Below are 23098 nucleotides of genomic sequence, written 5' to 3'. Positions count from 1 at the left end.
GTGCCGGACCGTACGCGACGCCATCCACGATCCCGGGAGAAGCGCCGAAGTGCCCACGCGCCACGACATCCGCAACGTCGCCATCGTCGCCCACGTCGACCATGGCAAGACGACCATCGTCGACGCCATGCTCAAGCAGGCCGGTGCCTTCGCCGCCCACCAGCAGCTCGACGACCGCATGATGGACTCGAACGACCTGGAGCGTGAGAAGGGCATCACGATCCTCGCCAAGAACACGGCGGTGAAGTACCACCCCAAGGACGGCGGGGCCCCGATCACGATCAACATCATCGACACCCCCGGCCACGCCGACTTCGGCGGTGAGGTCGAGCGCGGCCTGTCGATGGTCGACGCCGTCGTCCTGCTGGTGGACGCCTCCGAGGGTCCGCTGCCGCAGACCCGCTTCGTGCTGCGCAAGGCGCTGCAGGCCCGGATGCCCGTCATCCTCTGCATCAACAAGACGGACCGCCCGGACTCCCGGATCGACGAGGTCGTCAACGAGACGTACGACCTGTTCCTGGACCTGGACGCGGACGAGGACCAGATCGAGTTCCCGATCGTCTACGCCTGCGGCCGTGACGGCATCGCCTCGCTGACCAAGCCGCAGGACGGCACCGTCCCCGCGGACAGCGACAACCTGGAGCCGTTCTTCTCCACCATCCTGGAGCACGTCCCGGCCCCGACGTACGAGGAGGACGCGCCGCTCCAGGCCCACGTCACCAACCTCGACGCCGACAACTTCCTCGGCCGCATCGCGCTGCTCCGCGTCGAGCAGGGCGAGCTGCGCAAGGGCCAGACGGTCGCGTGGATCAAGCGCGACGGTTCGATCTCCAACGTCCGCATCACCGAGCTGATGATGACCGAGGCGCTCACCCGCAAGCCGGCCGAGGTGGCCGGCCCCGGTGACATCTGCGCCGTCGCCGGTATCCCGGACATCATGATCGGCGAGACGCTGGCCGACCCGGAGAACCCGGTCGCCCTCCCGCTGATCACGGTCGACGAGCCCGCGATCTCCATGGTCATCGGCACCAACACCTCCCCGCTGGTCGGCCGCGGCGGCTCCGGCAAGGGTGCCGACGCCAAGGCGGCGGTCAAGGACCGCAAGGTCACCGCCCGCCAGGTCAAGGACCGCCTGGACCGCGAGCTGATCGGCAACGTCTCGCTCCGCGTCCTCGACACCGACCGCCCCGACGCCTGGGAGGTCCAGGGCCGCGGTGAGCTCGCGCTCGCCATCCTGGTCGAGCAGATGCGCCGCGAGGGCTTCGAGCTGACCATCGGCAAGCCGCAGGTCGTCACGAAGGAGGTCGACGGCAAGGTCCACGAGCCGGTCGAGCGCATGACGATCGACGTGCCCGAGGAGCACATGGGCGCCGTCACCCAGCTCATGGGCGTCCGCAAGGGCCGCATGGACAACATGTCCAACCACGGCTCCGGCTGGGTCCGCATGGAGTTCGTCGTCCCGTCCCGCGGCCTCATCGGCTTCCGTACGGAGTTCCTGACGCAGACCCGCGGCACGGGCATCGCGCACTCCATCCACGAGGGCCACGAGCCGTGGTTCGGCGCGCTGCAGACCCGCAACAACGGCTCCCTGGTCGCCGACCGCGCCGGTGCGGTCACCGCGTTCGCGATGACCAACCTGCAGGAGCGCGGCGTGCTGTTCACCGACCCCGGCACCGAGGTGTACGAGGGCATGATCGTTGGCGAGAACTCGCGCTCCGACGACATGGACGTGAACATCACCAAGGAGAAGAAGCTCACGAACATGCGGTCCTCGTCGGCCGACTCGTTCGAGGCGATCGTTCCTCCGCGCAAGCTCTCCCTGGAGCAGTCCCTGGAGTTCTGCCGCGACGACGAGTGCGTCGAGGTGACCCCGGAGGCCGTCCGCATCCGCAAGGTCGTCCTGGACCAGAAGGAGCGCTCGCGCACCGCGTCGCGCGCCAAGTCCGCCAAGTAATGCGGTAGTTCACGGCATCCCCGGGGTCCGCCCCGGACGGACAGCCCCTCTCCCACGGTTCACCGTGGCGGGAGGGGCTGTTCGCTTTTGTCAAGTGGATTATTGCGTTCTGGTGTCCGCATACCGACCGTGACGCTCCGGAAGGTGAGCTAACCGTCCGTTTCGCACGTGTCTGTCTCTGTTCCCTTTGTCCGGATTTCGGGTTTCTGCCGCGGATCGATGTTGTGAAAACGAGACCACTCAAGTGTGGTTTACGAACTGGGCGTCCTTGAGGATGGCTCCATTGAGCTCGGGTCAATGGGTCACACGCTGTGGGGAGCGTCGACTCACGAGCACACACGATGGGTCCGGATTTCGCTGTCAGGGGTGTCAGCGCCAACCGGGTCCTTCACGTATCGACAGTGACTCCTGAGGAGGCAATAACCCATGCGCGGAGCAACGAGCGCCAAGTGGGTCGCCGGTGCAGTCATCGTGGCGATGGCCGCAACTGCATGCAGCACCAGCAAGGACGACGCCGGGAACAAGGCCGGCGGTGGCAGCATCACCGTGGTCCTCGGCGAGCCGCAGCACGGTCTGATCGGCCAGAACACCGCCGAGTCCGAGGGCGCCGAGGTTCTCAACGCCCTGTTCACCGGCCTGGTCGACTACGACAACAAGACCAACGAGCCGAAGCTCGCGGTCGCCGAGTCCATCGAGACCACGGACTCGAAGACCTGGACGATCAAGATCAAGGACGGCTACACCTTCCACAACGGTGAGAAGGTCGACGCGCAGTCGTTCGTCCGCGCCTGGAACTGGGGCGCCAACCAGGACAACGCCGCCGAGGGCATGCCGTTCTTCTCGAAGATCGAGGGCTCCGACGAGCTGGCGCCGGGCAAGGACAAGAAGCCCACCGCCACCGAGCTCAAGGGTCTGAAGGTCGTCGACGAGAAGACCTTCACCGTCACGCTGAAGAACCCCTTCTCCCAGTTCAAGACCATGCTGGGCTACAACGCCTTCTACCCGCTGCCCAAGGCGTTCGAGGCCGACCCGAAGAAGTTCGGCGAGGCTCCGATCGGCAACGGTCCGTTCCAGATGGACGGCGCCTGGGACCACAACAAGCAGATCAAGGTGAAGCGGTACGACAAGTACCCCACCGAGGGCCGCGCCAAGCTCCAGGGCGTCACCTTCAAGATCTACGACAACCTGGACACGGCGTACAACGACCTGCGCGCCGACAACATCCAGATCGTCGACAAGCTCCCGATCTCCGCGATGGCCACCGTCTCCCAGGAGTTCGGCGACCGCTACATCTACAAGCCGGAGTCGGCCGTCGGTTACATCGGCCTGCCGCTCGAGACCAACCCCGAGGCGTTCGGCAAGGTCGAGATCCGCAAGGCGATCTCGATGGCCATCGACCGGGACGCCATCACGAAGACCATCTTCAACGGCACCCGCAAGCCGGCCGACGACTTCATCAGCCCGATCATCCCGGGTTACCGCAAGGGCGCCCTGGGCGAGGCCGGTACGTACAACCCGACCAAGGCCAAGGAGCTCTTCCAGCAGGCCGGCGGCATCCCCGGCAACAAGCTGGAGCTCGGCTACAACGCCGACGGCGGCCACAAGGAGTGGATCGAGGCCGTCGCCAACCAGCTGAAGGCGAACCTCGGCCTCGAGGTCACCGCCAAGCCGTACGCCAAGTTCGGCGACCTGCTGGACGACCTGGGCGCCGCCAAGTACAAGGGCGCGTTCCGCATGGCGTGGTCGATGGACTACCCGGCCGCCGAGAACTACCTCCGTCCGATCTTCTCGAAGGTCGCGATCGACAACGGTTCGAACTACGGCCACTACAAGAACGACGAGTTCGAGAAGGTCATGGACGCGGCCGACAAGGCCACGGACCCGGCCGAGGGCCAGAAGCTGTACCAGCAGGCCGACGACATCATCATCAAGGACCTGCCGTACATCCCGGTCTTCACCTACATGTCTTCTTCGGCCTACTCCAAGTCCGTGAAGAACGTCGAGGTCGACGCCCAGGGCCGCATGGACCTGGCGAACGTCGAGCTCAACTAACACCCCTCTTCACTTAGGGGAGTACCTGGGGGCGGGCAGGCGGAATCAGGTTTCCGTCTGCCCGCCCTTTCCCCCTGTTCTTGTTGGAGGTCTGATGGGCCGCTACCTCATCCGCCGACTGATACAGGCGATCCCTGTGATCCTCGGCGCCACGTTCATGATTTACTACCTCGCCTTCAGCCTGCCGGGCGATCCCATTTCGGCACTGGCCGGCGACAAGAAGGCAGACCCGACCGTTGCAGCGATGCTGCGGGCGAAGTACAACCTCGACGACCCGTTCCTGCTGCAGTACTGGCACTACATCACCAACCTGTTCCAGGGGAACTTCGGTGAGACGCTCCAGGGCCGCCAGGTCCTCGACCTGATCACCGAGGCGTTCCCGTACACGGTGAACCTCGCGCTGGTCGCCTTCGTCATCGAGGCCCTGATCGGCGTCGCCGCCGGTGTCCTGTCCGCGCTGCGCCGCGGCAAGTTCATCGACCAGCTGGTGCTGATCTCCACCCTGCTGGTCATCTCCATCCCGGTCTTCGTCTTCGGCTTCGTGCTCCAGCTCGTCCTGGGCCTGCAGCTGAAGAACGCCTGGGGCATCGACTTCTTCCCGATCTCCTTCAACGAGGCCGACGGCATCCGCGCCTACCTGCTGCCCGGGTTCGTGCTCGCCACGACGTCCCTGGCGTACGTGGCCCGCCTGACCCGCACCAGCCTCATGGAGACGATGCGCGCCGACTACGTGCGCACCGCGACCGCGAAGGGCCTGCCCCGCCGCCGCGTCGTCGTGAACCACGCGCTGCGCAACGCGCTGATCCCGATCATCACCTTCCTCGGCGCCGACCTCGGCTCCCTGATGGGTGGCGCGGTCATCACCGAGAAGATCTTCAACATCCACGGCATCGGCGGCACCCTCGCCATGTACGTCTGGCAGAAGCAGGGCGTGGTCGTGGTGGGCATCGTGACCCTCCTCGTCCTCGTCTACATGCTCGCCAACCTGATCGTGGACCTGCTCTACGCCGTGCTCGACCCGAGGATCCGTTATGCGTGACACAACCACGGTGGGGGACGAGTTGACTGAGGTTCAGACCGCCGGCACCCCCTCCGCCGGCGCCGCCACTGCCGAACGGCCCGCCAAGAAGGAGCGCGCGGCCAGCCTGTGGTCCGACGCGATCCGCGACCTGCGCCGCAACCCGATCTTCCTGATCGGTGGCGCGCTGGTCCTCTTCATGGCGCTGGTCTCCGTGTGGCCGTCGCTGTTCACGGCCGTCGACGCCTACGCGCCCTGCAACCTGAAGGAGTCGATGCTGAAGCCGTCGGGCGACCACGTCTTCGGCACCGACGTCCAGGGCTGCGACGTGTACGCGCGCTCCGTGTACGCCGCCAGCAACTCGATCATCGTCGGCATCGCCACCACCACGATGGTGCTGCTGCTCGGCGTCACCACGGGCCTGCTGGCCGGCTGGTTCGGCGGCTTCGTCGACACCGTGCTGTCCCGCTTCGCCGAGATCTTCTTCGCCATCCCGCTGATGCTCGGCGGCATGCTGATCATGTCGGGTCTCGGCAAGGGCAACGCCTGGACCGTCTCCCTGGTCCTCGCCACCCTCGGCTGGCCGCAGATCTTCCGCATCATGCGGTCCTCGGTCCTGGCGAACAAGCACAACGACTACGTCATGGCCGCCCGCGCCCTCGGCGCCGGCACCTGGCGCATCACGCTCCGGCACATCATGCCGAACGCGATCGCCCCGGTCATCGTGGTCGGCGCGATCAGCCTCGGCGTGTACATCTCCGCCGAAGCCGCCCTGTCCTACCTGGGTGTCGGCGTCCAGGCGCCGGAGATCTCCTGGGGCCTGATGGTCAGCGACGCCCAGGCGCGCTTCCTGCAGGCTCCGCACATGCTGCTGTTCCCGGCCGCCGCGCTGAGCGTCACCGTGCTCGCGTTCATCATGGTCGGCGACGCGGTGCGCGACGCCCTCGACCCGAAGCTGCGCTGAGGAAGGGCGTACGTTGACCATCATCGACAAGACCTCGAACGTCCCCGCGCCCCGATCGGCGCCGGAGGGCATCCCGCTCCTCGAAGTGCGCGACCTGCACGTCGAGTTCCACACCCGCGACGGCGTCGCCAAGGCCGTCAACGGCGTCTCGTACTCGGTGAACGCCGGCGAGACCCTCGCCGTCCTCGGCGAGTCCGGCTCGGGCAAGTCCGTGACGGCGCAGGCCATCATGGGCATCCTCGACATGCCGCCCGGCAAGATCCCCTCCGGCGAGATCCTCTTCCAGGGCACCGACCTGCTGAAGCTCCCGGCCGAGGAGTACCGCAAGATCCGCGGCTCCAAGATCGCGATGATCTTCCAGGACGCCCTGTCCTCGCTGAACCCGGTGCACACCGTCGGCGCCCAGCTCGGCGAGATGTTCCGCGTGCACCGCGGGATGTCGAAGAAGGACTCCCTGGCCAAGGCCGTCGAGCTGATGGACCGGGTGAAGATCCCCGCCGCCAAGGCGCGCGTGGGCGACTACCCCCACCAGTTCTCCGGCGGTATGCGCCAGCGCATCATGATCGCCATGGCGATGGCCCTGGAGCCGGACCTGATCATCGCGGACGAGCCGACCACGGCCCTCGACGTGACGGTCCAGGCCCAGGTCATGGACCTGCTCGCGGAGCTCCAGCGCGAGATGAACATGGGCCTGATCCTGATCACCCACGACCTCGGCGTCGTCGCCGACGTCGCGGACAAGATCGCCGTCATGTACGGCGGCCGGATCGTCGAGACCGCCCCGGTCCACGAGATCTACAAGCGCCCGGCGCACCCGTACACCCGCGGTCTGCTGGACTCGATCCCGCGCCTGGACCAGAAGGGCCAGGAGCTCTACGCGATCAAGGGCCTGCCGCCCAACCTGCTCAACATCCCCTCGGGCTGCGCCTTCAACCCGCGCTGCCCCAAGGCGCAGGACATCTGCCGCACCGAGGTGCCGGCCCTGCACAGGGTGACCGAGCAGGACGGCACCGAGCTGCCCGGCCGCGGCAGCGCGTGCCACTTCTGGAAGGAGCAGCTCCATGGCTGAGCTCAGCAAGAACACCACCGAGCGCGAGCCGATCCTCCAGGTCCGCAACCTGGTCAAGCACTTCCCGCTGACCCAGGGCATCCTGTTCAAGAAGCAGGTCGGCGCGGTCAAGGCCGTCGACGGCGTCTCCTTCGACCTGTACCGGGGCGAGACCCTCGGCATCGTCGGCGAGTCCGGCTGCGGCAAGTCCACCGTCGCCAAGCTCCTGATGAACCTGGAGAAGGCCACCGCGGGCGAGATCTTCTACAAGGGCACGGACATCACCAAGCTGTCCGGCAAGGCCCTCAAGGAGGTCCGCCGCAACATCCAGATGGTGTTCCAGGACCCGTACACCTCGCTGAACCCGCGCATGACGGTCGGCGACATCATCGGGGAACCCTTCGAGATCCACCCCGAGGTGGCTCCCAAGGGCGACCGGCGCCGCAAGGTCCAGGAGCTCCTGGACGTCGTGGGCCTGAACCCGGAGTACATCAACCGCTACCCGCACCAGTTCTCCGGCGGCCAGCGCCAGCGCATCGGCATCGCCCGCGGCCTCGCGCTCAACCCGGAGATCATCATCTGCGACGAGCCGGTCTCCGCGCTCGACGTGTCGGTGCAGGCGCAGGTCGTCAACCTGATGGAGAAGCTCCAGGACGAGTACGACCTGAGCTACGTCTTCATCGCGCACGACCTGTCGATCGTCCGCCACATCTCCGACCGCGTCGGCGTGATGTACCTGGGCAAGATGGCCGAGATCGGCACCGACGCCGAGATCTACGACCACCCGACCCACCCGTACACCCAGGCCCTGCTCTCGGCAGTGCCGGTGCCGGACCCGGACGCCCGCGAGGGCCGCGACCGGATCATCCTCACCGGTGACGTCCCCTCGCCGGCCAACCCGCCGTCGGGCTGCCGCTTCCGCACCCGCTGCTGGAAGGCGCAGGACAAGTGCGCCGAGGAGCAGCCCGTGCTGGCGATCCCGGAGCGCTACCGGGGCCAGAACACCCTCGCGGCGCACGAGTCGGCGTGCCACTTCGCGGAGGAGAAGGCCGTCCTGGCCGTCTGACCCTCCCGCGTACGCGCACCCCCAGGGCGCCCGCCGCCGGATCCCTCCGGCAGCGGGCGCCCTGGCGCGTACCGGGGCCGTGGCCCCGGCGAAGGCCGTTGCGCCGAAAGGCAGTTGCGGGAGCCCCGCGGGCGGGCGGACAGTGGCCGGATGACCGACGTGATGACCGTCCGGCCGGCCGGCCCCTCGGACGCGGCCGACATCTGCGCCCTGCTCAACGCCGTCGACGTGATCGAGATCGGCAGACCCGAGACCGACCTCGCCGCGGTCGAGGCCGACCTCCACCACCCCGGCGTCGACCTCGCCACCGACTCCTGGCTCGCCTTCGAGGGCGGCCGGCTCGTCGCCTACGGCCTGGTGTGGGCCGACTCCGGGCCGGGCCGGATCGACGGCGACCACTACGTGCTGCCCGGCCACGACCGGGCCGCGCTCGCCGTGCTCGCGAGGATGGAGACCCGGGCCCGCCGGATGGCCCGCGGGGTGCGGGCCGGGCGGCTGCGGCTCCAGCTCAACGCCGAACCCACCCTCGACCTGAACCTGCTGACCGGGCGCCGCTACCGCAGCGTGCGCCGCTATCAGGTGATGACCCGCTCCCTGTCACCGGCCGCCGACCTGCCGCCCGCCCCGCCCGAGGGGCTGGTCCTGCGCGACTGCTCCGGCGACGAGGCCGACCGGCGCCGCGTCCACGCCCTGGTGGAGGAGACCTTCGCCGCCCACTACGGCCACGTCGAGCGCGACCACGAGGCCTGGCTGGACCACCTCGACGCCCGCGCCCTGGACTGGTCCCTGGTGTGGATCGCGAGCCTGCCCGGGCACGGCGACGCGGCCGTGCTGCTCAGCCGCGACGACCGCACCAGCATGGCCTGGATCAGCCACCTCGGCGTACGCAAGGAGCTGCGCGGGCGCGGCATCGGCGGCCACCTCCTGCGCCACGGCTTCGCCGCCCACGCGGCGCGCGGCCGCGACACCGTCGGCCTCGGCGTCGACATCCGCAACGAGACGGGCGCACTCACGCTGTACGAGGCGCACGGCATGCGCCTGCACTACGCGGTGGACACCTGGGAGCTGGCTTTGCACCCCCAGGGGTGACAGGCACTGCGCGCACGGGTGCATTCGGTGCAACCAGGAGTGCACCGGCTCCCCCGGGGGGTGACATTGGCCCCAAGTGAATCTTGGGAGTCATAGGAGGCACTCGATGCGCGGAGCCACCCACGCCACGTGGGCCGCATGTGCGGTGGCCGTCGCCCTCGCGGCGACGGCCTGCGGCGGCGGAGGCGACAGTGGCGGGGGCGGTGGCGCGGGAATCGTCAGCTCCTCCTGGGGTGATCCGCAGAACCCGCTGGAGCCGGCCAACACCAACGAGGTGCAGGGCGGCAAGGTCCTCGACATGCTCTTCCGCGGGCTCAAGCGCTACGACCCGAAGACCGGCGCGGCCACCGACATGCTCGCCGAGAAGATCGAGACGACCGACAGCCAGAACTTCACGATCACCGTGAAGGGCGGCTGGACGTTCAGCAACGGCGAGCCGGTCACGGCCCACTCCTTCGTGGACGCCTGGAACTACGCCGCGGACGTGCGCAACAAGCAGAACAACGCGCCGTTCTTCGCCGACATCGCGGGCTACGCGGACCTCCACCCCGCCTCCGGCGAGCCCACCGCCAAGACCATGTCCGGCCTGGTGGTCAAGGACGACAAGACCTTCACGGTGGCCCTCGACAAGAAGTTCTCCACCTGGCCCGACACCCTCGGATACCAGGCCTTCTCCCCGCTGCCCAAGTCCTTCTTCAGCGACCACGCCGGCTGGCTGGACAAGCCCGTGGGCAACGGCCCGTACACGGTGGACTCCTACACCAAGGGCACCGGCATGAAGCTGCGCGCCTGGGACGGCTACCCGGGCGCGGACAAGGCGCAGAACGCCGGAGTGGACCTGAAGGTCTACACCGACAACAACACCGCCTACACCGACCTGATCTCCGGCAACCTCGACCTCGTCGACGACGTCCCCGCGCAGCAGCTGAAGAACGTCAAGAACGACCTCGGCGACCGGTACATCAACCAGCCGGCCCTGATCATCCAGACGCTCACCTTCCCGCTGTACCAGCCCCAGTGGAACAAGGAGGGCATGGAGAAGGTCCGCCGCGGCATCTCGATGGCCATCAACCGCGACGAGATCACCAAGCAGATCTTCCGCGAGACCCGCACCCCGGCCAAGGACTGGACCTCCCCGGCCCTCGGCGCGAAGGGCGGCTTCAGCTCCACGCTGTGCGGCAGCGCCTGCACCTTCGACCCCGTGGAGGCGAAGAAGCTGATCCAGGAGGGCGGCGGCCTGCCCGGCGGCAAGGTCACCCTGACCTCCAACGTGGACACCGGATCGCACCGCGACTGGATGGACGCGGTCTGCAACAGCATCAACAACGCCCTCGGCGAGGGCCCGGTCTGCACGGTCAACCCGGTCGGCACCTTCGCCGACTTCCGCAACCAGCAGAGCTCCTACAAGCTGACCGGCCCGTTCCGCTCCGGCTGGCAGGCCGACTACCCGCTGATCCAGAACTTCCTGCAGCCGCTGTACTTCACCGGGGCCTCCTCCAACTACGGCAAGTTCAGCGACCCCGGCTTCGACAAGCTCATCGACGAGGCGAACCAGGAGAGCGACCCCGCCAAGGCCATCGCCAAGTTCCAGGACTCCGAGAAGATCCTCGCCGAGCAGATGCCGGCCATCCCGCTCTGGTACCAGAACGGCAGCGCCGGCTACGGCGAACGCCTCTCCAACGTGGCGCTCAACCAGTTCAGCGTCCCCGTCTACAACGAGATCAAGGTCAGCTGACCCGCCACCGACACCCTGGAGCCCTCCGTGGGACGTTATGTGATCCGGCGGCTGCTGCAGATGATCCCGGTGTTCATCGGCAGCACGTTCCTGATCTTCTTCATGGTGTACGCGCTCGGCGACCCCGTCGCCGCCCTCTTCGGCGACAAGGCGCCCGACCCGGCCACCGCCGCCCGCATCCGCAAGGACCTCTACCTCGACCGCCCCCTGTGGCAGCAGTACCTCCACTACATGGCCCAGATCTTCAAGGGGGACTTCGGCACCGCCTTCAACGGGCAGTCGGTGACCTCCCTGATGGCCCAGGCCTTCCCCGTCACCCTGCGCCTGACGATGGTCGCGATCGTCATCGAGATCCTCGTCGGCATCACCCTCGGCGTGGTCAGCGGCCTGCGCCGGGGCCGGATGATCGACACCTCCGTGCTGGTGCTCACCCTGGTCGTCATCTCGGTGCCCACCTTCGTCACCGGCTACGTGCTCCAGTTCTTCCTGGGCGTCAAATGGCGCTGGATGCGGCCCACCGTCTCCCCGGACGCCCCCTTCAACGAGCTGATCCTGCCCGGCATCGTCCTCGCGCTCGTCTCCCTCGCGTACGTCACCCGCCTCTCGCGCACCTCCATCGCCGAGAACGCCAAGGCCGACTACGTGCGCACCGCGACCGCCAAGGGGCTGCCGCGCCACCGGGTCGTCACCCGGCACCTGCTGCGCAACTCCCTGATCCCCGTCGTCACCTTCATCGGCACCGACATCGGCGCCCTGATGGGCGGCGCCATCATCACCGAGCGGATCTTCAACATCCACGGCGTCGGCTTCCTGCTCTACCAGGGCATCCTGCGCAACAACTCGCCCACGGTGGTCGGCTTCGTGACCATCCTCGTCATCGTCTTCCTGGTGGCGAACCTGCTGGTCGACCTGCTCTACGCGGTCCTGGACCCGAGGATCCGCTATGCCTGAGCCCGATCCGTACGACCCGCTCAACCCCGGCGAAGACGAAGCCATCTCACCCACCGGACAGGGCGGACCCATGGACCTGGCGCTGGAGGAGGCCGAAAGCCTGGAGAAACCCCTCGGCAACGACGGCCCCGGCGGGACCGGCCCGGCCCGCAAGGCCCGCTCGCTGTGGTCCGACGCCTGGCACCAGCTGCGCCGCAACCCCGTCTTCGTCGTCTCCGCGCTGCTGATCCTCTTCCTCGTCGTCATCGCGATCTGGCCCCAGCTCATCGCGAGCGGCGACCCGCTGCACTGCGACCTGTCCAAGTCGCAGCAGGGCCCGGCCCCCGGGCACCCCTTCGGCTACGACACCCAGGGCTGCGACGTGTACACCCGCACCGTGTACGGGGCGCGGGCCTCGATCACCGTCGGCATCTGCGCCACCCTCGGGGCCGCACTGCTCGGCTCCCTCCTCGGCGGCCTCGCCGGCTTCTACGGCAGCTGGGGCGACGCCCTGCTCTCCCGGGTCGCCGACATCTTCTTCGGCATCCCCGTGGTCCTCGGCGGCCTGGTCTTCCTGTCCGTCGTCACCGGCGACACCGTCTGGCCGGTGGTCGGCTTCATCGTGCTGCTCGGCTGGCCGCAGGTCGCCCGCATCGCCCGCGGATCGGTGATCACCGCCAAGCACAACGACTACGTCCAGGCCGCCCGGGCGCTGGGCGCCGGCAACGCCCGGCTGCTGCTGCGGCACGTCGCGCCCAACGCCGTCGCCCCGGTCATCGTCGTCGCCACCATCGCGCTCGGCACGTACATCGCCCTGGAGGCCACCCTGTCCTACCTCGGCGTGGGACTGCGCCCGCCCACCGTCTCCTGGGGCATCGACATCTCCAACGCGGCCCCGCAGATCCGCAACGCCCCGCACATGCTGCTGTGGCCGGCGGGCGCGCTGAGCATCACCGTGCTCGCCTTCATCATGCTCGGCGACGCGGTGCGCGACGCCCTCGATCCCAAGCTGCGCTGAGGAGCCCCTGCCCATGCTGCTCGAAGTGCGCGACCTGCACGTGGAGTTCACCACCCGCGACGGCGTCGCCAAGGCCGTCAACGGCGTGAGCTACGCGGTGGACGAGGGCGAGACGCTCGCCGTGCTGGGCGAGTCCGGGTCCGGCAAATCGGTGACCGCCCAGGCCGTGATGGGCATCCTCGACACGCCCCCGGGCCGGATCGCGGGCGGCGAGATCCTCTTCAAGGGCAAGGACCTGCTGAAGGTGAAGGAGGAGGAGCGGCGCCGGATCCGCGGCGCCGAGATGGCGATGATCTTCCAGGACGCGCTGTCCTCGCTGAACCCGGTGGTCACCGTCGGCGCGCAGCTGGGGGAGATGTACGAGGTGCACCGCGGGATGTCCCGCAAGGACGCCAGGGCCAGGGCGGTCGAGCTGATGGACCGGGTGAAGATCCCGGCGGCCCGGCAGCGGGTGGGCGACTACCCCCACCAGTTCTCCGGTGGCATGCGCCAGCGCATCATGATCGCGATGGCGCTGGCCCTGGAGCCCTCCCTGATCATCGCCGACGAGCCGACGACCGCCCTGGACGTCACGGTCCAGGCCCAGGTGATGGACCTGCTGGCGGAGCTGCAGCGCGAGCTGAACATGGGCCTGATCCTGATCACCCACGACCTCGGCGTCGTCGCCGACGTCGCGGACCGGATCGCGGTGATGTACGCGGGCCGGATCGTCGAGGCGGCCCCCGTCCACGACCTCTACCGGGCCCCCGCCCACCCGTACACCCGCGGCCTGCTCGACTCGATCCCGCGCCTGGACCAGAAGGGCCAGGAGCTCTACGCGATCAAGGGCCTTCCGCCGAGCCTGCTGGCCATCCCGCCCGGCTGCGCCTTCAACCCGCGCTGCCCGATGGCGCAGGCGGTCTGCCGCACCGACGTGCCGCCGCTGGCCCACGTCGCCGAGGGCCGCAGGAGCGCGTGCTTCTTCTGGAAGGAGTGCCTCGGTGGCTGAGCCCATCCTGGAGGTCCGCGACCTGGTCAAGCACTACCCGCTCACCCAGGGCATCCTGTTCAAGAAGCAGGTCGGCGCGGTCAAGGCCGTCGACGGGGTCTCCTTCGGCCTCGCCCGGGGCGAAACCCTGGGCATCGTCGGGGAGTCGGGCTGCGGCAAGTCCACCGTGGCCAAGATGCTGGTCAACCTGGAGCGCCCGACCAGGGGGGCGATCTCGTACAAGGGCGAGGACATCACGAAGCTGTCCGGGCGGGCCCTCAAGGCCGTGCGGCGCAACATCCAGATGGTGTTCCAGGACCCGTACACCTCGCTGAACCCGCGGATGACGGTCGGCGACATCATCGGCGAGCCGTACGAGATCCACCCGGAGGCCGCCCCGAAGGGCGACCGGCGGCGCAGGGTCCAGGAGCTCCTGGACGTGGTCGGCCTGAACCCGGAGTACATCAACCGCTACCCGCACCAGTTCTCCGGCGGCCAGCGCCAGCGCATCGGGATCGCCCGCGGCCTCGCCCTCCGGCCGGAGGTGATCGTCGCGGACGAGCCGGTCTCCGCGCTCGACGTGTCGGTGCAGGCGCAGGTGGTCAACCTGCTGGAGAAGCTCCAGGACGAGTTCGACCTGAGCTACGTGTTCATCGCGCACGACCTGTCGATCGTCCGGCACATCTCCGACCGGGTCGGCGTGATGTACCTGGGCCGGATCGTGGAGATCGGCACCGACACCCAGATCTACGACCACCCCACCCACCCGTACACCCAGGCCCTGCTGTCGGCGGTGCCGGTGCCGGACCCCCAGGCCCGCGCCCACCGGGAGCGGATCATCCTGAGCGGGGACGTCCCCTCGCCGGCGAACCCGCCGTCGGGCTGCCCCTTCCGCACCCGCTGCTGGAAGGCGCAGGACAAGTGCGCCGCCGAGGTCCCGCTGCTGGCGGTCCCCGGGGTCTTCCCCTCGGGCCCGGCGGCCCACCCGTCGGCCTGCCACTTCGCGGCGGAGAAGCAGGTGGTCCCGCCGACCGGGGAGCTCCCGCCCCCGCCCGCGCCCCGGGGCCCGCTGCACCCGCCGGTCTGAACGGGCCGGCCACCGAGGGCGGCGTGCCCGGCGCACCGCCCGGCGCAGGGCGGCAGTTCGGGGCGCGCGGGAGCATGCTTCGCGCTGCCTTGGGAGGCCGGGCGGGGTAGCGTGCTGTCGAGCGCGCCGGGCGGGTCCGCGCGGGCGGGGTCCTGACGGATTCGGCGCGACACGGCGGTGACGGCTTCGTGTCGACGGCGATTTTCGGCCACGGCGGCGATTTCGCGGCGTGGTGGCTGCTGTCGTCCCAATCCGGTTTACATGCAGGCAACTTGACCGTTTCTGTCCCGAGATGCGGGCCCGGCAGCCTGGAGAAGTGCGGCCGTGCGGGTGCCGACGGCCGGCCGGGGAGGCGTACCGGCTCCCCGGCCGGCCACCCCCGTGACCCTGCGCATGCGCGGCGTGCGCCCCTCGTGCTGCCGGAATTCGATCGATGCGCTGGTACGGATAGTTATGATCCGTAGCGCACGGTGGGTATGACTCCGCCGAGCACTGAGTACGAGTACGCGTACCGATGTCCGCTCGACGTGGAGGTGAAACGCCGTGGCACTCTCGATCTCGGCCGTGGTGCTGCTGGCGATCGTCGTCTTCCTGCTGGTCCGCAGGTCGGGCCTGAAGGCGGGACACGCCGCCGTCTGTGTGCTCCTCGGGTTCTACCTGGCCAGTTCGACCATCGCGCCGACCCTCAGTCAGCTCACCACCAACGTGGCCAGCATGATCAGCGGCCTCAAGCTGTAGGTCGCGCGCGGGTTGATCGTAGGCTTGGGCCATGAACGGTCTTCCCGCCCGTCGTCTGCTCCTGGTGCACGCGCACCCGGACGACGAGTCCATCAACAACGGCGTCACCATGGCCAAGTACGCGGCCGAGGGGGCGCACGTCGCGCTGGTGACCTGCACCCTCGGCGAGGAGGGCGAGGTCATCCCGGCCGAGCTCGCCCACCTGGCGGCCGACCGCGACGACGCGCTCGGCCCGCACCGCATCGGCGAGCTCGCCGCCGCCATGGCGGAACTGGGCGTCACCGACCACCGGTTCCTCGGCGGGCCGGGCCGCTTCCGCGACTCCGGGATGATGGGCGTGGAACAGAACCGCCGCCCCGGCTCCTTCTGGTCGGCGGAGGTGGACGAGGCCGCCGCCCACCTCGTCGAGGTGATCCGGGAGCTGCGCCCGCAGGTGCTCGTCACCTACGACCCCGAGGGCGGGTACGGGCACCCCGACCACATCCAGGCGCACCGGGTCGCCATGCGCGCCGCGGAACTCGCCGCGGAGCCCACGTACCGCCGCGACCTCGGCGACGCCCACGAGATCGCGAAGATCTACTGGAACCGCGTGCCGCGCTCGGTGGTCGAGGAGGGCTTCGCCCTGCTGCGGGCCCCGGGAACCAAGACCCCGTTCCCGGGGCTGGCTTCGCCCGAGGACGTGCCCGGCGTCGTCCCCGACGACCGCATCACCGCCGAGATCGGCGCCGACGAGGCCGTCGTGGCGGCCAAGGCGGCCGCGATGCGGGCCCACGCCACCCAGATCGCGGTGGACGGCCCCTTCTTCGCGCTCTCCAACGACCTCGCCCAGCCGCTGTTCGCCCGCGAGTACTACGAGCTCGTCCACGGCCGCCCCGGCGCCCCCGCCGGCGAGCGCGAGCAGGACCTGTTCGCCGGGCTGCCCGCATGAGCCGGCCCCTGACCCCGGGGCGGATCGCCGCCCTGCTCGGGCTCTTGGCGGCCGGGGTGCCGACCGGCCTGGCCGGCTGGCTGGTCGTGGACCTGTGGTTCCCCGGCGGCCTCGTGCTGGCGCTGCTGGCCCTCTTCGGACTCTTCCTCGGCGGCCGGATCGCCCTGCGGTCCGGGCTGGGCACGGGCGCCGGCGTGGTCGGCTGGTTCCTGGCGTACGTGGCGCTCGGCGTACCGCGCCCCGAGGGCGACTTCCTGCTCGGTTCGTCCGGAATCGCCATGTACGCCTACCTTTTGGGTGGGGCCGTGGTGGCTGTGATGTGCGCCACGCTGCGCCTCCCGTACGACCGGCCGGTTTCGGCCGCGCCGCCCGGCCGCTGACAAGCCGTTGAACTCGGCCTCGGTGCGCGCCCGCGGGGGGTTGGGCCGCAGGGCGCTCGGCGTGCGAGGGGGGCTTGGGAGGAGCGAAGGGGAACCAGTGATTCCCCTAGGTCAGTTGCCTGCGGGGCTCGGCCAGTATGGTGGTCGGGCCGCCGAGCTGCCCGCGCACGGTACGACGGGCGGCGGAGCCAACCGGGAGAACCTGCCTTGAGTCGTGAAACCGACCGTTCGTCCTCCGGGCCCCAGGGGCGCGGCGGAGCCGCCTACCCCTCGGGTACGCCGCCGTACGGAACCGGCCAGTACCCGTCCACGGACCCGGCAGCGACTGCCTCGGAGGAGAACTCTGTGACCTCGAACCCGTCCACGCCCGACACCGACGGGCCGAAGACCGAGACCACCCTGACGACCCGCATCCGGATCAACATCCCGGGTTCGCGGCCGATCCCGCCGGTGGTCGTACGCAAGCCGGTCGCCGCCGCGGAGGCGGAGGCGGAGCCGGCGCGGACCGAACCGGCCGCCGGACCCGCTGCGTCCGCCGCGCCCGCGGAGCCGGCCGAACCGGAGGAGCCCGCGCCGGCGGCCAACAACTGGTTCGCCCCGCGCAAGTCCGGGCCCGCCGCGCCCGCGCCCGCGCCGCGCTCCCAGGCCCCGGCGCTGCCGAGCCGCACCCCGGCGGCCGCCGGCCCCGCGGCCGCGCCGCCCGGCCGTACGCCCTCCGCCCCGGCCCCCGGCCCGCTGCCGGTCCGCACCCCCGCGCCGCCCGGCGTCCCCGGCGCCCGCGGCGGCGCCCCCGCGGCCGGATTCGCCCCGGGCGCCCCCGCACCGGCCCCCGCGGGCCCGCGTCCGGGCGCCCCCGCGGGCCCCGGCTTCGACGCGCCGGGCCGCGCCGGCATGCCCCCGGCCCCGCAGCCGCCTGCCCACGGCGGCCCCGGCGGCCCCGGCGCCGGCCCCGGCCTCGGCGGCCCCGGCCCCGCCGGCCCGCTCGGCGGCCCCGGTGTCGGCGCGACCCAGGGCTTCCCCGCCTTCCCGGGCGACCCCGACACCGGCCCCGCCACCGAGGCGTTCCCCGCGTTCGATGCCGCCTTCGACGGGCCCGCCGGCCCTGCGGGCCCGGCCGGCCCCACCGGCGGCCCCGCCCTCGGCACCTTCCCCGTCGACGCCCCGCGCGCCGACGAGGCCGCGCGCTGGCCCGGCCCCGAGCTGGACGAGCCGCGGCCCACCCCGGTCCCGGCCCCCGCGCCCCCGGCCCCCGGCCCGCGCGCCCCCAAGCCGTCCGCCGCCAAGCCCGCGCCGAAGCCCACCAAGGTCACCAAGGCCCGCTCCAAGCTGGTCCTGATCGGCGGCGGCCTCATCGCCCTCGTCGGCGTGGCCTACGGCGCCGGGCTGCTGCTGAACCACTCCGACGTCCCCAAGGGCACCACCGTCCTCGGCGTCGACATCAGCGGCAGCCGCGACGAGGCCGTCGCCAAGATCCAGGCGGCCTTCGGCGGCCGGGCCGCCGCCCCGCTCCAGCTGACCGTCGGCGGCAAGCAGGTCGAGCTCAAGCCCGAGAAGGCCGGACTCTCCCTCGACGCCCAGACCACGGTCCGCAACGCCGCGGGCAGCGACTACAACCCCGTCACGGTCATCGGCTCGCTCATCGGCCAGGAGCGCATCGCCGACCCCGTGATCCCCGTCGACGAGGAGAAGCTCCAGGTCGCCCTCCAGGAGCTCGCCGGCACCGCCGGCACCGCCACCGAGGGAACCATCAAGTTCGACACCGGCAAGGCCGTCGCCGTCCCCGGCAAGGCCGGCACCACCCTCGACGCGGGCGCCTCCGCCGACCTCGTCACCAAGGCCTTCCGCACCATGGTGGCCACCGGCAAGGCGTCCCCGGTCGACCTGCCGGTCACCACCAAGGAGCCGGCGATCACCCAGGCCGAACTGGACCGGGCCATGAAGGAGTTCGCCGAGCCCGCCATGTCCGGCGTCGCCACCGTCAAGGCGGGCACCAAGTCCCTCCCCTTCGGCCCCAAGTCCCTGCCCAAGATCCTGAGCATGCAGGCCGTCGACGGGCACCTGGTCGAGAAGTACGACCTCGAGGCGCTCAAGGCCACGTACGGCAACAGCTTCGACGGCGTCCTGATCACCCGCGGCACCGGCGAGAAGACCCCGGTCACCCCGCAGGACGTCGCCGGCGCCCTCGGCAAGGCCCTGCGCGGCAAGACCCCCGCCGAGCGCACCGCCACGATCGACACCAACCCCAGCTGACGGCCCCGCCCGACGCACGCACACGCAGTACAGGAGCCCCCGTCCCGGCCCGGGACGGGGGCTCCCGCGCTGCCCGGGACGGGGGCCCCGCGCTGCCCGGGCGGCCTGTCACACCGCCCGCATGACATCTGTCATCCGCCGCTCACGACGGCAGACACTGCCGCGCACACCCCCGTACGGGCGAATCTTGGGGCATGACGACGACGACCTCGGCGCACCCCACCGCCGCGAAGGACACCGGACCCGGTGCCGGCACCGTGGTGAGCTTCCACGACGTGACCAAGAGCTACGGCGCGGTCCGCGCGGTCGACGGCCTCTCCCTCGAACTCCACCCGGGTGAGACCGTCGCACTGCTCGGCCCCAACGGCGCCGGCAAGTCCTCCACCCTCGACCTCCTCCTCGGCCTGCGCCCCGCCGACTCCGGCACCGTCAGGCTTTTCGGCACCAGCCCGCGCGAGGCCGTCGCGTCCGGCCGCGTCGGGGCGATGCTCCAGAGCGGCGGCCTGATGGAGGACGTCAGCGTCCGCGAGATCGTCGCCCTCGGCTGCGCCCTGCACCCCCGCCGCTACCCGGTGGACGAGGTCCTCAGCCGCGCCGGCATCACCGAGATCGCCGACCGCATGGTCAACAAGCTCTCCGGCGGCCAGGAGCAGCGCGTCCGCTTCGCGCTCGCCACCGCCGGACGCAACGACCTGATCGTCCTCGACGAGCCCACCACCGGCATGGACGTCACCTCCCGCCAGGCCTTCTGGGCCACCATGCGCGAGCAGGCCGCGCAAGGCCGCACCGTCCTGTTCGCCACCCACTACCTGGAGGAGGCCGACGCGATCGCCGACCGCGTCCTCGTCCTGAACAAGGGCCGCCTCCTCGCCGACGGCACCGCCGCCGAGATCAAGGCCAAGGCCGGCGCCCGCCGGATCGCCTTCGACCTGGCCGCGGACGCCCCCGTGGACGAGGCCGCGCTGCGCGCCCTGCCGTACCTGACCTCGTACGAGCGGCACGGCGAGACCGTCAAGCTCCAGTCGCGCGACGCCGACGCCACGGTCCACGCCGTGTACGCGCTCGGCCTCTACCCGCGGAACCTGGAAGTCGCCGGTCTTGGCCTGGAACAGGCCTTCATCGCCCTCACCGAGGCCGAGGAGGCCGCCGCGTCATGAACCAGCTCATCAAGCTCGAAGTCACCCGCGCCCTGCGCAACAAGAAGTACCTGTTCTTCTCCCTGCTCTACCCGGCCGCCCTGTTCCTGATGCTCGGCGGCACCCTGGACGGCACCACGAAGGTCCTGGGCACCGAACTGACCATGCCGGCCTTCTACATGGTCGCCATGGCCTCCTTCGGCGCGCTGACCGCCGTCCTGATGGGCAACAGCGAGCGCATCGCCAAGGAGCGCGAGAAGGGCTGGGTGCGCCAGCTGCGCCTGACCGCCCTGCCCGGGCGCGGCTACGTGCTCGGCAAGACCGCCAGCGCCGGCGTGCTGTCCCTGCCCTCCATCCTCGCCGTGTTCGTGGTCGCCGCGGCCGTCAAGGACGTCCGCTTCGAGGTCTGGCAGTGGCTGGCCCTGACCGGCTCCATCTGGGCCGGCAGCCTGGTCTTCGCCGCCCTCGGCGTCGCCATCGGCTACCTGGCCACCGCGGACAACGTCCGCCCCCTGTCGATGCTCGTCTACTTCGGCCTGTCCATCCTGGGCGGCCTGTGGATGCCCACCGCCAACTTCCCGCAGTGGCTGCAGGACATCTGCGAGTGGCTGCCCACCCGGGCGTACGCGGGCCTCGGCCAGGCCATCGAGCTCGGCGGCGCCCCGCACATCAAGGACGTGGCGATCCTGGCCGTCTACTTCGTACTGTTCACCGGTGCGGCCGCCTGGCTGTACCGCAAGGACTCACTGAAGGCTTGAACCCGTGGCGCTGACGCAGGAGGCCGACGGCGTGAGCCGGATCGGCCACGGACCCGAGACCACCGTCCACAAGGTGGTGAAGAGCCTCTGGATCGCCATCTGGCTCTTCTACCTCAGCGCTCCCGTCACCGACCTGGTCAGCGGTGGTCACGGCAGCACGGCCCGGCTGCTCGGAGGCCTGGGCCTGCTGGCCTTCGTCGCCTCCTACCTGGTGCTGGTCTTCCACCCGGAACGGCAGCTGCCGGTACGCCGGGTCCTGATCGCCCTCGCGGTGCTCACCACCCTGGCCTCGGTGCTGTCGCTGAGCCTGGGCCGCGAGTGGCTGGTGCTCTTCGTCTACGTCTCCATCTCCTCCGGCGCCGCCCTGCCGGGGGAGATGTCCCGCTGGTCGGTGCCGGCCGCGACCGCGCTGATGATGGTGGTGGCTCCGGCGCTGCCCGGCTGGGACGAATACCTGGCCTCGCTGGTGGTCCCGGCCCTGATGGGCGGGTTCGCGATGGTCGGGGTCCGCGAGTTGATCCGGACCATGATCGAACTCCGGCAGGCGCGGGCCACCGTGGCGCAGCTCGCGGCCAACGAGGAGCGGCTGCGGATGGCCCGCGACCTGCACGACCTGCTGGGCCACTCGCTCTCGCTGATCACGCTCAAGAGCGAGCTCGCGGGCCGGATGCTGCCCGGCCACCCCGAGCAGGCCGCCCAGCAGGTCGCCGACATCGAGCGGGTCAGCCGGCAGGCCCTGGTCGACGTACGGGAGGCCGTGAGCGGCTACCGGCGGGCGACCCTGCCGGGCGAACTCGCCGGCGCGCGTACCGCCTTGACCGCGGCCGGCGTGGCGGCGGACCTTCCGGCCGAGGCCGTCGACGGGCTGCCGGAGGAGGTGGAGGCGGCCCTGGCCTGGTCGCTGCGCGAGGCGGTGACCAACGTGGTCCGCCACAGCGGGGCCAAGCGCTGCACCGTCGCCCTGGAACGCCGCCAGACCCTGGCCGGGGAGATGGTCGAGCTGTCGGTCGCGGACGACGGCGCGGGCGGACAGGCGCCGCCGGGCAACGGCCTGACCGGCCTGACGGAGCGTCTCGCGGCCGTGGGCGGAAGCCTGTCGGCCGGGCCTGCGGGCAAGAAGGGCTTCCGCCTGCTGGCCCGCATCCCCCTAGGATCAAGGGCATGACCGCCGCACGACCCATCCGGATCCTCCTCGCCGAGGACCAGTCCATGGTCCGCGAGGCCCTCGCGGCCCTGCTCGGCCTGGAGCCCGACATCGAGGTGGTGGCCCAAGTGGCCCGCGGCGACGAGGTGGTGGCCGCCGCCCGGGCGCACGACGTGAACGTCGCCCTGCTGGACATAGAGATGCCCGGCATGACCGGCATCGAGGCCGCCGCCGCCCTGCGGGAGGCGCTGCCGCGGCTGCAGATCGTCGTCCTGACCACCTTCGGCCGGCCCGGCTACCTGCGGGGCGCGATGGAGGCCGGGGCCTCGGCGTTCCTGGTCAAGGACGCGCCTGCCGCGCAGCTGGCGGAGGCGGTGCGGAAGGTCATGGCGGGGGAGCGGGTGATCGACCCGACGCTGGCGGCCGCGGCCCTCGCGGAGGGGGCGAACCCGCTGACCGATCGGGAGCGGGAGGTGCTGCGGGCCGCGGAGAACGGGGCGACCAACGCCGAGCTGGCGGCCGCGCTCCACCTGTCCCAGGGCACGGTGCGCAACTATCTCTCCACGGCCATCCAGAAGATGGCCGCCCGCAACCGGGCCGAAGCGGTCCGCGCAGCCCGCGAAAAGGGCTGGCTGTAGGGGCCCGCTGGCCCCCGCTGCGCGGAGCCTGTCCCCTCCCCGCCCCTTCCCGAAACCGGGTCCTGCGGCCCCGGCCCCCGCTCGCCTCAATCGCCGGCGCGGCTCAAAGATCGGGGCTCCGCCCCGGACCCCGCGCCTCAAACGCCGGCGGGGCTGGAAAATCCAGCCCGCGCGGGTGGACAACACGGGGGGGGCGAC

The 23098-nt window shown here is 70.6% G+C and carries 20 protein-coding genes; all 20 read left to right on the top strand.

Annotated features, from left to right (window positions below; translation table 11 throughout):
- The first annotated feature begins 49 nt into the window (after positions 1 to 49).
- Positions 50 to 1954, top strand: a complete 1905-nt coding sequence (gene typA, locus ABZ924_RS28955) for a translational GTPase TypA (protein WP_361915954.1) — start codon at positions 50 to 52, stop codon at positions 1952 to 1954.
- A 426-nt stretch (positions 1955 to 2380) separates the two neighbouring features.
- Positions 2381 to 4006: an ABC transporter substrate-binding protein gene (locus ABZ924_RS28950; protein ID WP_361915951.1), complete on the top strand. Its 1626-nt coding sequence runs from the start codon at positions 2381 to 2383 to the stop codon at positions 4004 to 4006.
- Positions 4007 to 4100: 94 nt separating this feature from the next.
- Positions 4101 to 5045 (top strand): ABC transporter permease, encoded by a 945-nt coding sequence (locus tag ABZ924_RS28945; protein WP_361915949.1) that lies wholly within the window; start codon positions 4101 to 4103, stop codon positions 5043 to 5045.
- Positions 5038 to 5988 carry an ABC transporter permease gene (locus ABZ924_RS28940; protein ID WP_361915946.1) on the top strand — a complete coding sequence of 317 codons (951 nt, stop codon included), beginning with the start codon at positions 5038 to 5040 and terminating at the stop codon, positions 5986 to 5988. The genes ABZ924_RS28945 and ABZ924_RS28940 overlap by 8 nt, the downstream gene beginning before the upstream one ends.
- Positions 5989 to 6001: 13 nt before the next feature.
- Positions 6002 to 7057 (top strand): ABC transporter ATP-binding protein, encoded by a 1056-nt coding sequence (locus ABZ924_RS28935; protein WP_361915943.1) that lies wholly within the window; start codon positions 6002 to 6004, stop codon positions 7055 to 7057.
- Positions 7050 to 8102 (top strand): dipeptide ABC transporter ATP-binding protein, encoded by a 1053-nt coding sequence (locus ABZ924_RS28930; protein ID WP_361915940.1) that lies wholly within the window; start codon positions 7050 to 7052, stop codon positions 8100 to 8102. The genes ABZ924_RS28935 and ABZ924_RS28930 overlap by 8 nt, the downstream gene beginning before the upstream one ends.
- 150 nt (positions 8103 to 8252) lie before the next feature.
- Positions 8253 to 9191, top strand: coding sequence for a GNAT family N-acetyltransferase (locus tag ABZ924_RS28925; RefSeq protein WP_361915937.1), 939 nt, complete (start codon positions 8253 to 8255; stop codon positions 9189 to 9191).
- Positions 9192 to 9297: 106 nt separating this feature from the next.
- Complete coding sequence (locus ABZ924_RS28920; RefSeq protein WP_361915934.1) at positions 9298 to 10926, top strand: ABC transporter substrate-binding protein; 1629 nt, start codon at positions 9298 to 9300, stop codon at positions 10924 to 10926.
- 27 nt (positions 10927 to 10953) lie between these two features.
- Positions 10954 to 11877 (top strand): ABC transporter permease, encoded by a 924-nt coding sequence (locus ABZ924_RS28915; RefSeq protein WP_361915931.1) that lies wholly within the window; start codon positions 10954 to 10956, stop codon positions 11875 to 11877.
- The gene (locus tag ABZ924_RS28910) at positions 11870 to 12874 is read left to right on the top strand and encodes an ABC transporter permease (RefSeq protein ID WP_361915928.1); all 1005 of its coding nucleotides are present in this window, start codon (positions 11870 to 11872) and stop codon (positions 12872 to 12874) included. The genes ABZ924_RS28915 and ABZ924_RS28910 overlap by 8 nt, the downstream gene beginning before the upstream one ends.
- 13 nt (positions 12875 to 12887) lie before the next feature.
- The gene (locus ABZ924_RS28905) at positions 12888 to 13862 is read left to right on the top strand and encodes an ABC transporter ATP-binding protein (protein WP_361915925.1); all 975 of its coding nucleotides are present in this window, start codon (positions 12888 to 12890) and stop codon (positions 13860 to 13862) included.
- Positions 13855 to 14928, top strand: coding sequence for a dipeptide ABC transporter ATP-binding protein (locus ABZ924_RS28900; protein WP_361915922.1), 1074 nt, complete (start codon positions 13855 to 13857; stop codon positions 14926 to 14928). Before ABZ924_RS28905 ends, ABZ924_RS28900 begins: the two co-directional genes overlap by 8 nt.
- Positions 14929 to 15471: 543 nt before the next feature.
- The gene (locus ABZ924_RS28895; RefSeq protein ID WP_030153401.1) at positions 15472 to 15666 is read left to right on the top strand and encodes a hypothetical protein; all 195 of its coding nucleotides are present in this window, start codon (positions 15472 to 15474) and stop codon (positions 15664 to 15666) included.
- A 31-nt stretch (positions 15667 to 15697) separates the two neighbouring features.
- Positions 15698 to 16594: an N-acetyl-1-D-myo-inositol-2-amino-2-deoxy-alpha-D-glucopyranoside deacetylase gene (gene mshB / locus ABZ924_RS28890; RefSeq protein ID WP_361915918.1), complete on the top strand. Its 897-nt coding sequence runs from the start codon at positions 15698 to 15700 to the stop codon at positions 16592 to 16594.
- Positions 16591 to 16974: a DUF6113 family protein gene (locus ABZ924_RS28885; protein WP_361915915.1), complete on the top strand. Its 384-nt coding sequence runs from the start codon at positions 16591 to 16593 to the stop codon at positions 16972 to 16974. Before mshB ends, ABZ924_RS28885 begins: the two co-directional genes overlap by 4 nt.
- Positions 16975 to 17319: 345 nt before the next feature.
- Positions 17320 to 19224, top strand: a complete 1905-nt coding sequence (locus ABZ924_RS28880; RefSeq protein WP_361915912.1) for a hypothetical protein — start codon at positions 17320 to 17322, stop codon at positions 19222 to 19224.
- 194 nt (positions 19225 to 19418) lie between these two features.
- Positions 19419 to 20381 carry an ABC transporter ATP-binding protein gene (locus ABZ924_RS28875; RefSeq protein ID WP_361915909.1) on the top strand — a complete coding sequence of 321 codons (963 nt, stop codon included), beginning with the start codon at positions 19419 to 19421 and terminating at the stop codon, positions 20379 to 20381.
- Positions 20378 to 21118 carry an ABC transporter permease gene (locus ABZ924_RS28870; protein ID WP_361915906.1) on the top strand — a complete coding sequence of 247 codons (741 nt, stop codon included), beginning with the start codon at positions 20378 to 20380 and terminating at the stop codon, positions 21116 to 21118. Before ABZ924_RS28875 ends, ABZ924_RS28870 begins: the two co-directional genes overlap by 4 nt.
- Before the next feature lie 31 nt (positions 21119 to 21149).
- Positions 21150 to 22283, top strand: a complete 1134-nt coding sequence (locus tag ABZ924_RS28865; RefSeq protein WP_361915975.1) for a sensor histidine kinase — start codon at positions 21150 to 21152, stop codon at positions 22281 to 22283.
- Entirely contained in the window at positions 22280 to 22900 is a 621-nt protein-coding gene (locus ABZ924_RS28860) for a response regulator transcription factor (protein WP_361915904.1), read from the top strand. Before ABZ924_RS28865 ends, ABZ924_RS28860 begins: the two co-directional genes overlap by 4 nt.
- The last annotated feature ends 198 nt before the right edge of the window (positions 22901 to 23098 follow it).

The sequence above is a fragment of the Streptomyces sp. NPDC046876 genome (assembly GCF_040645035.1).
GTDB lineage: Bacteria > Actinomycetota > Actinomycetes > Streptomycetales > Streptomycetaceae > Streptomyces.
The sequence above is the reverse complement of the archived record's forward strand: the minus strand, read 5'-3'. Positions and strand labels throughout refer to the sequence as shown.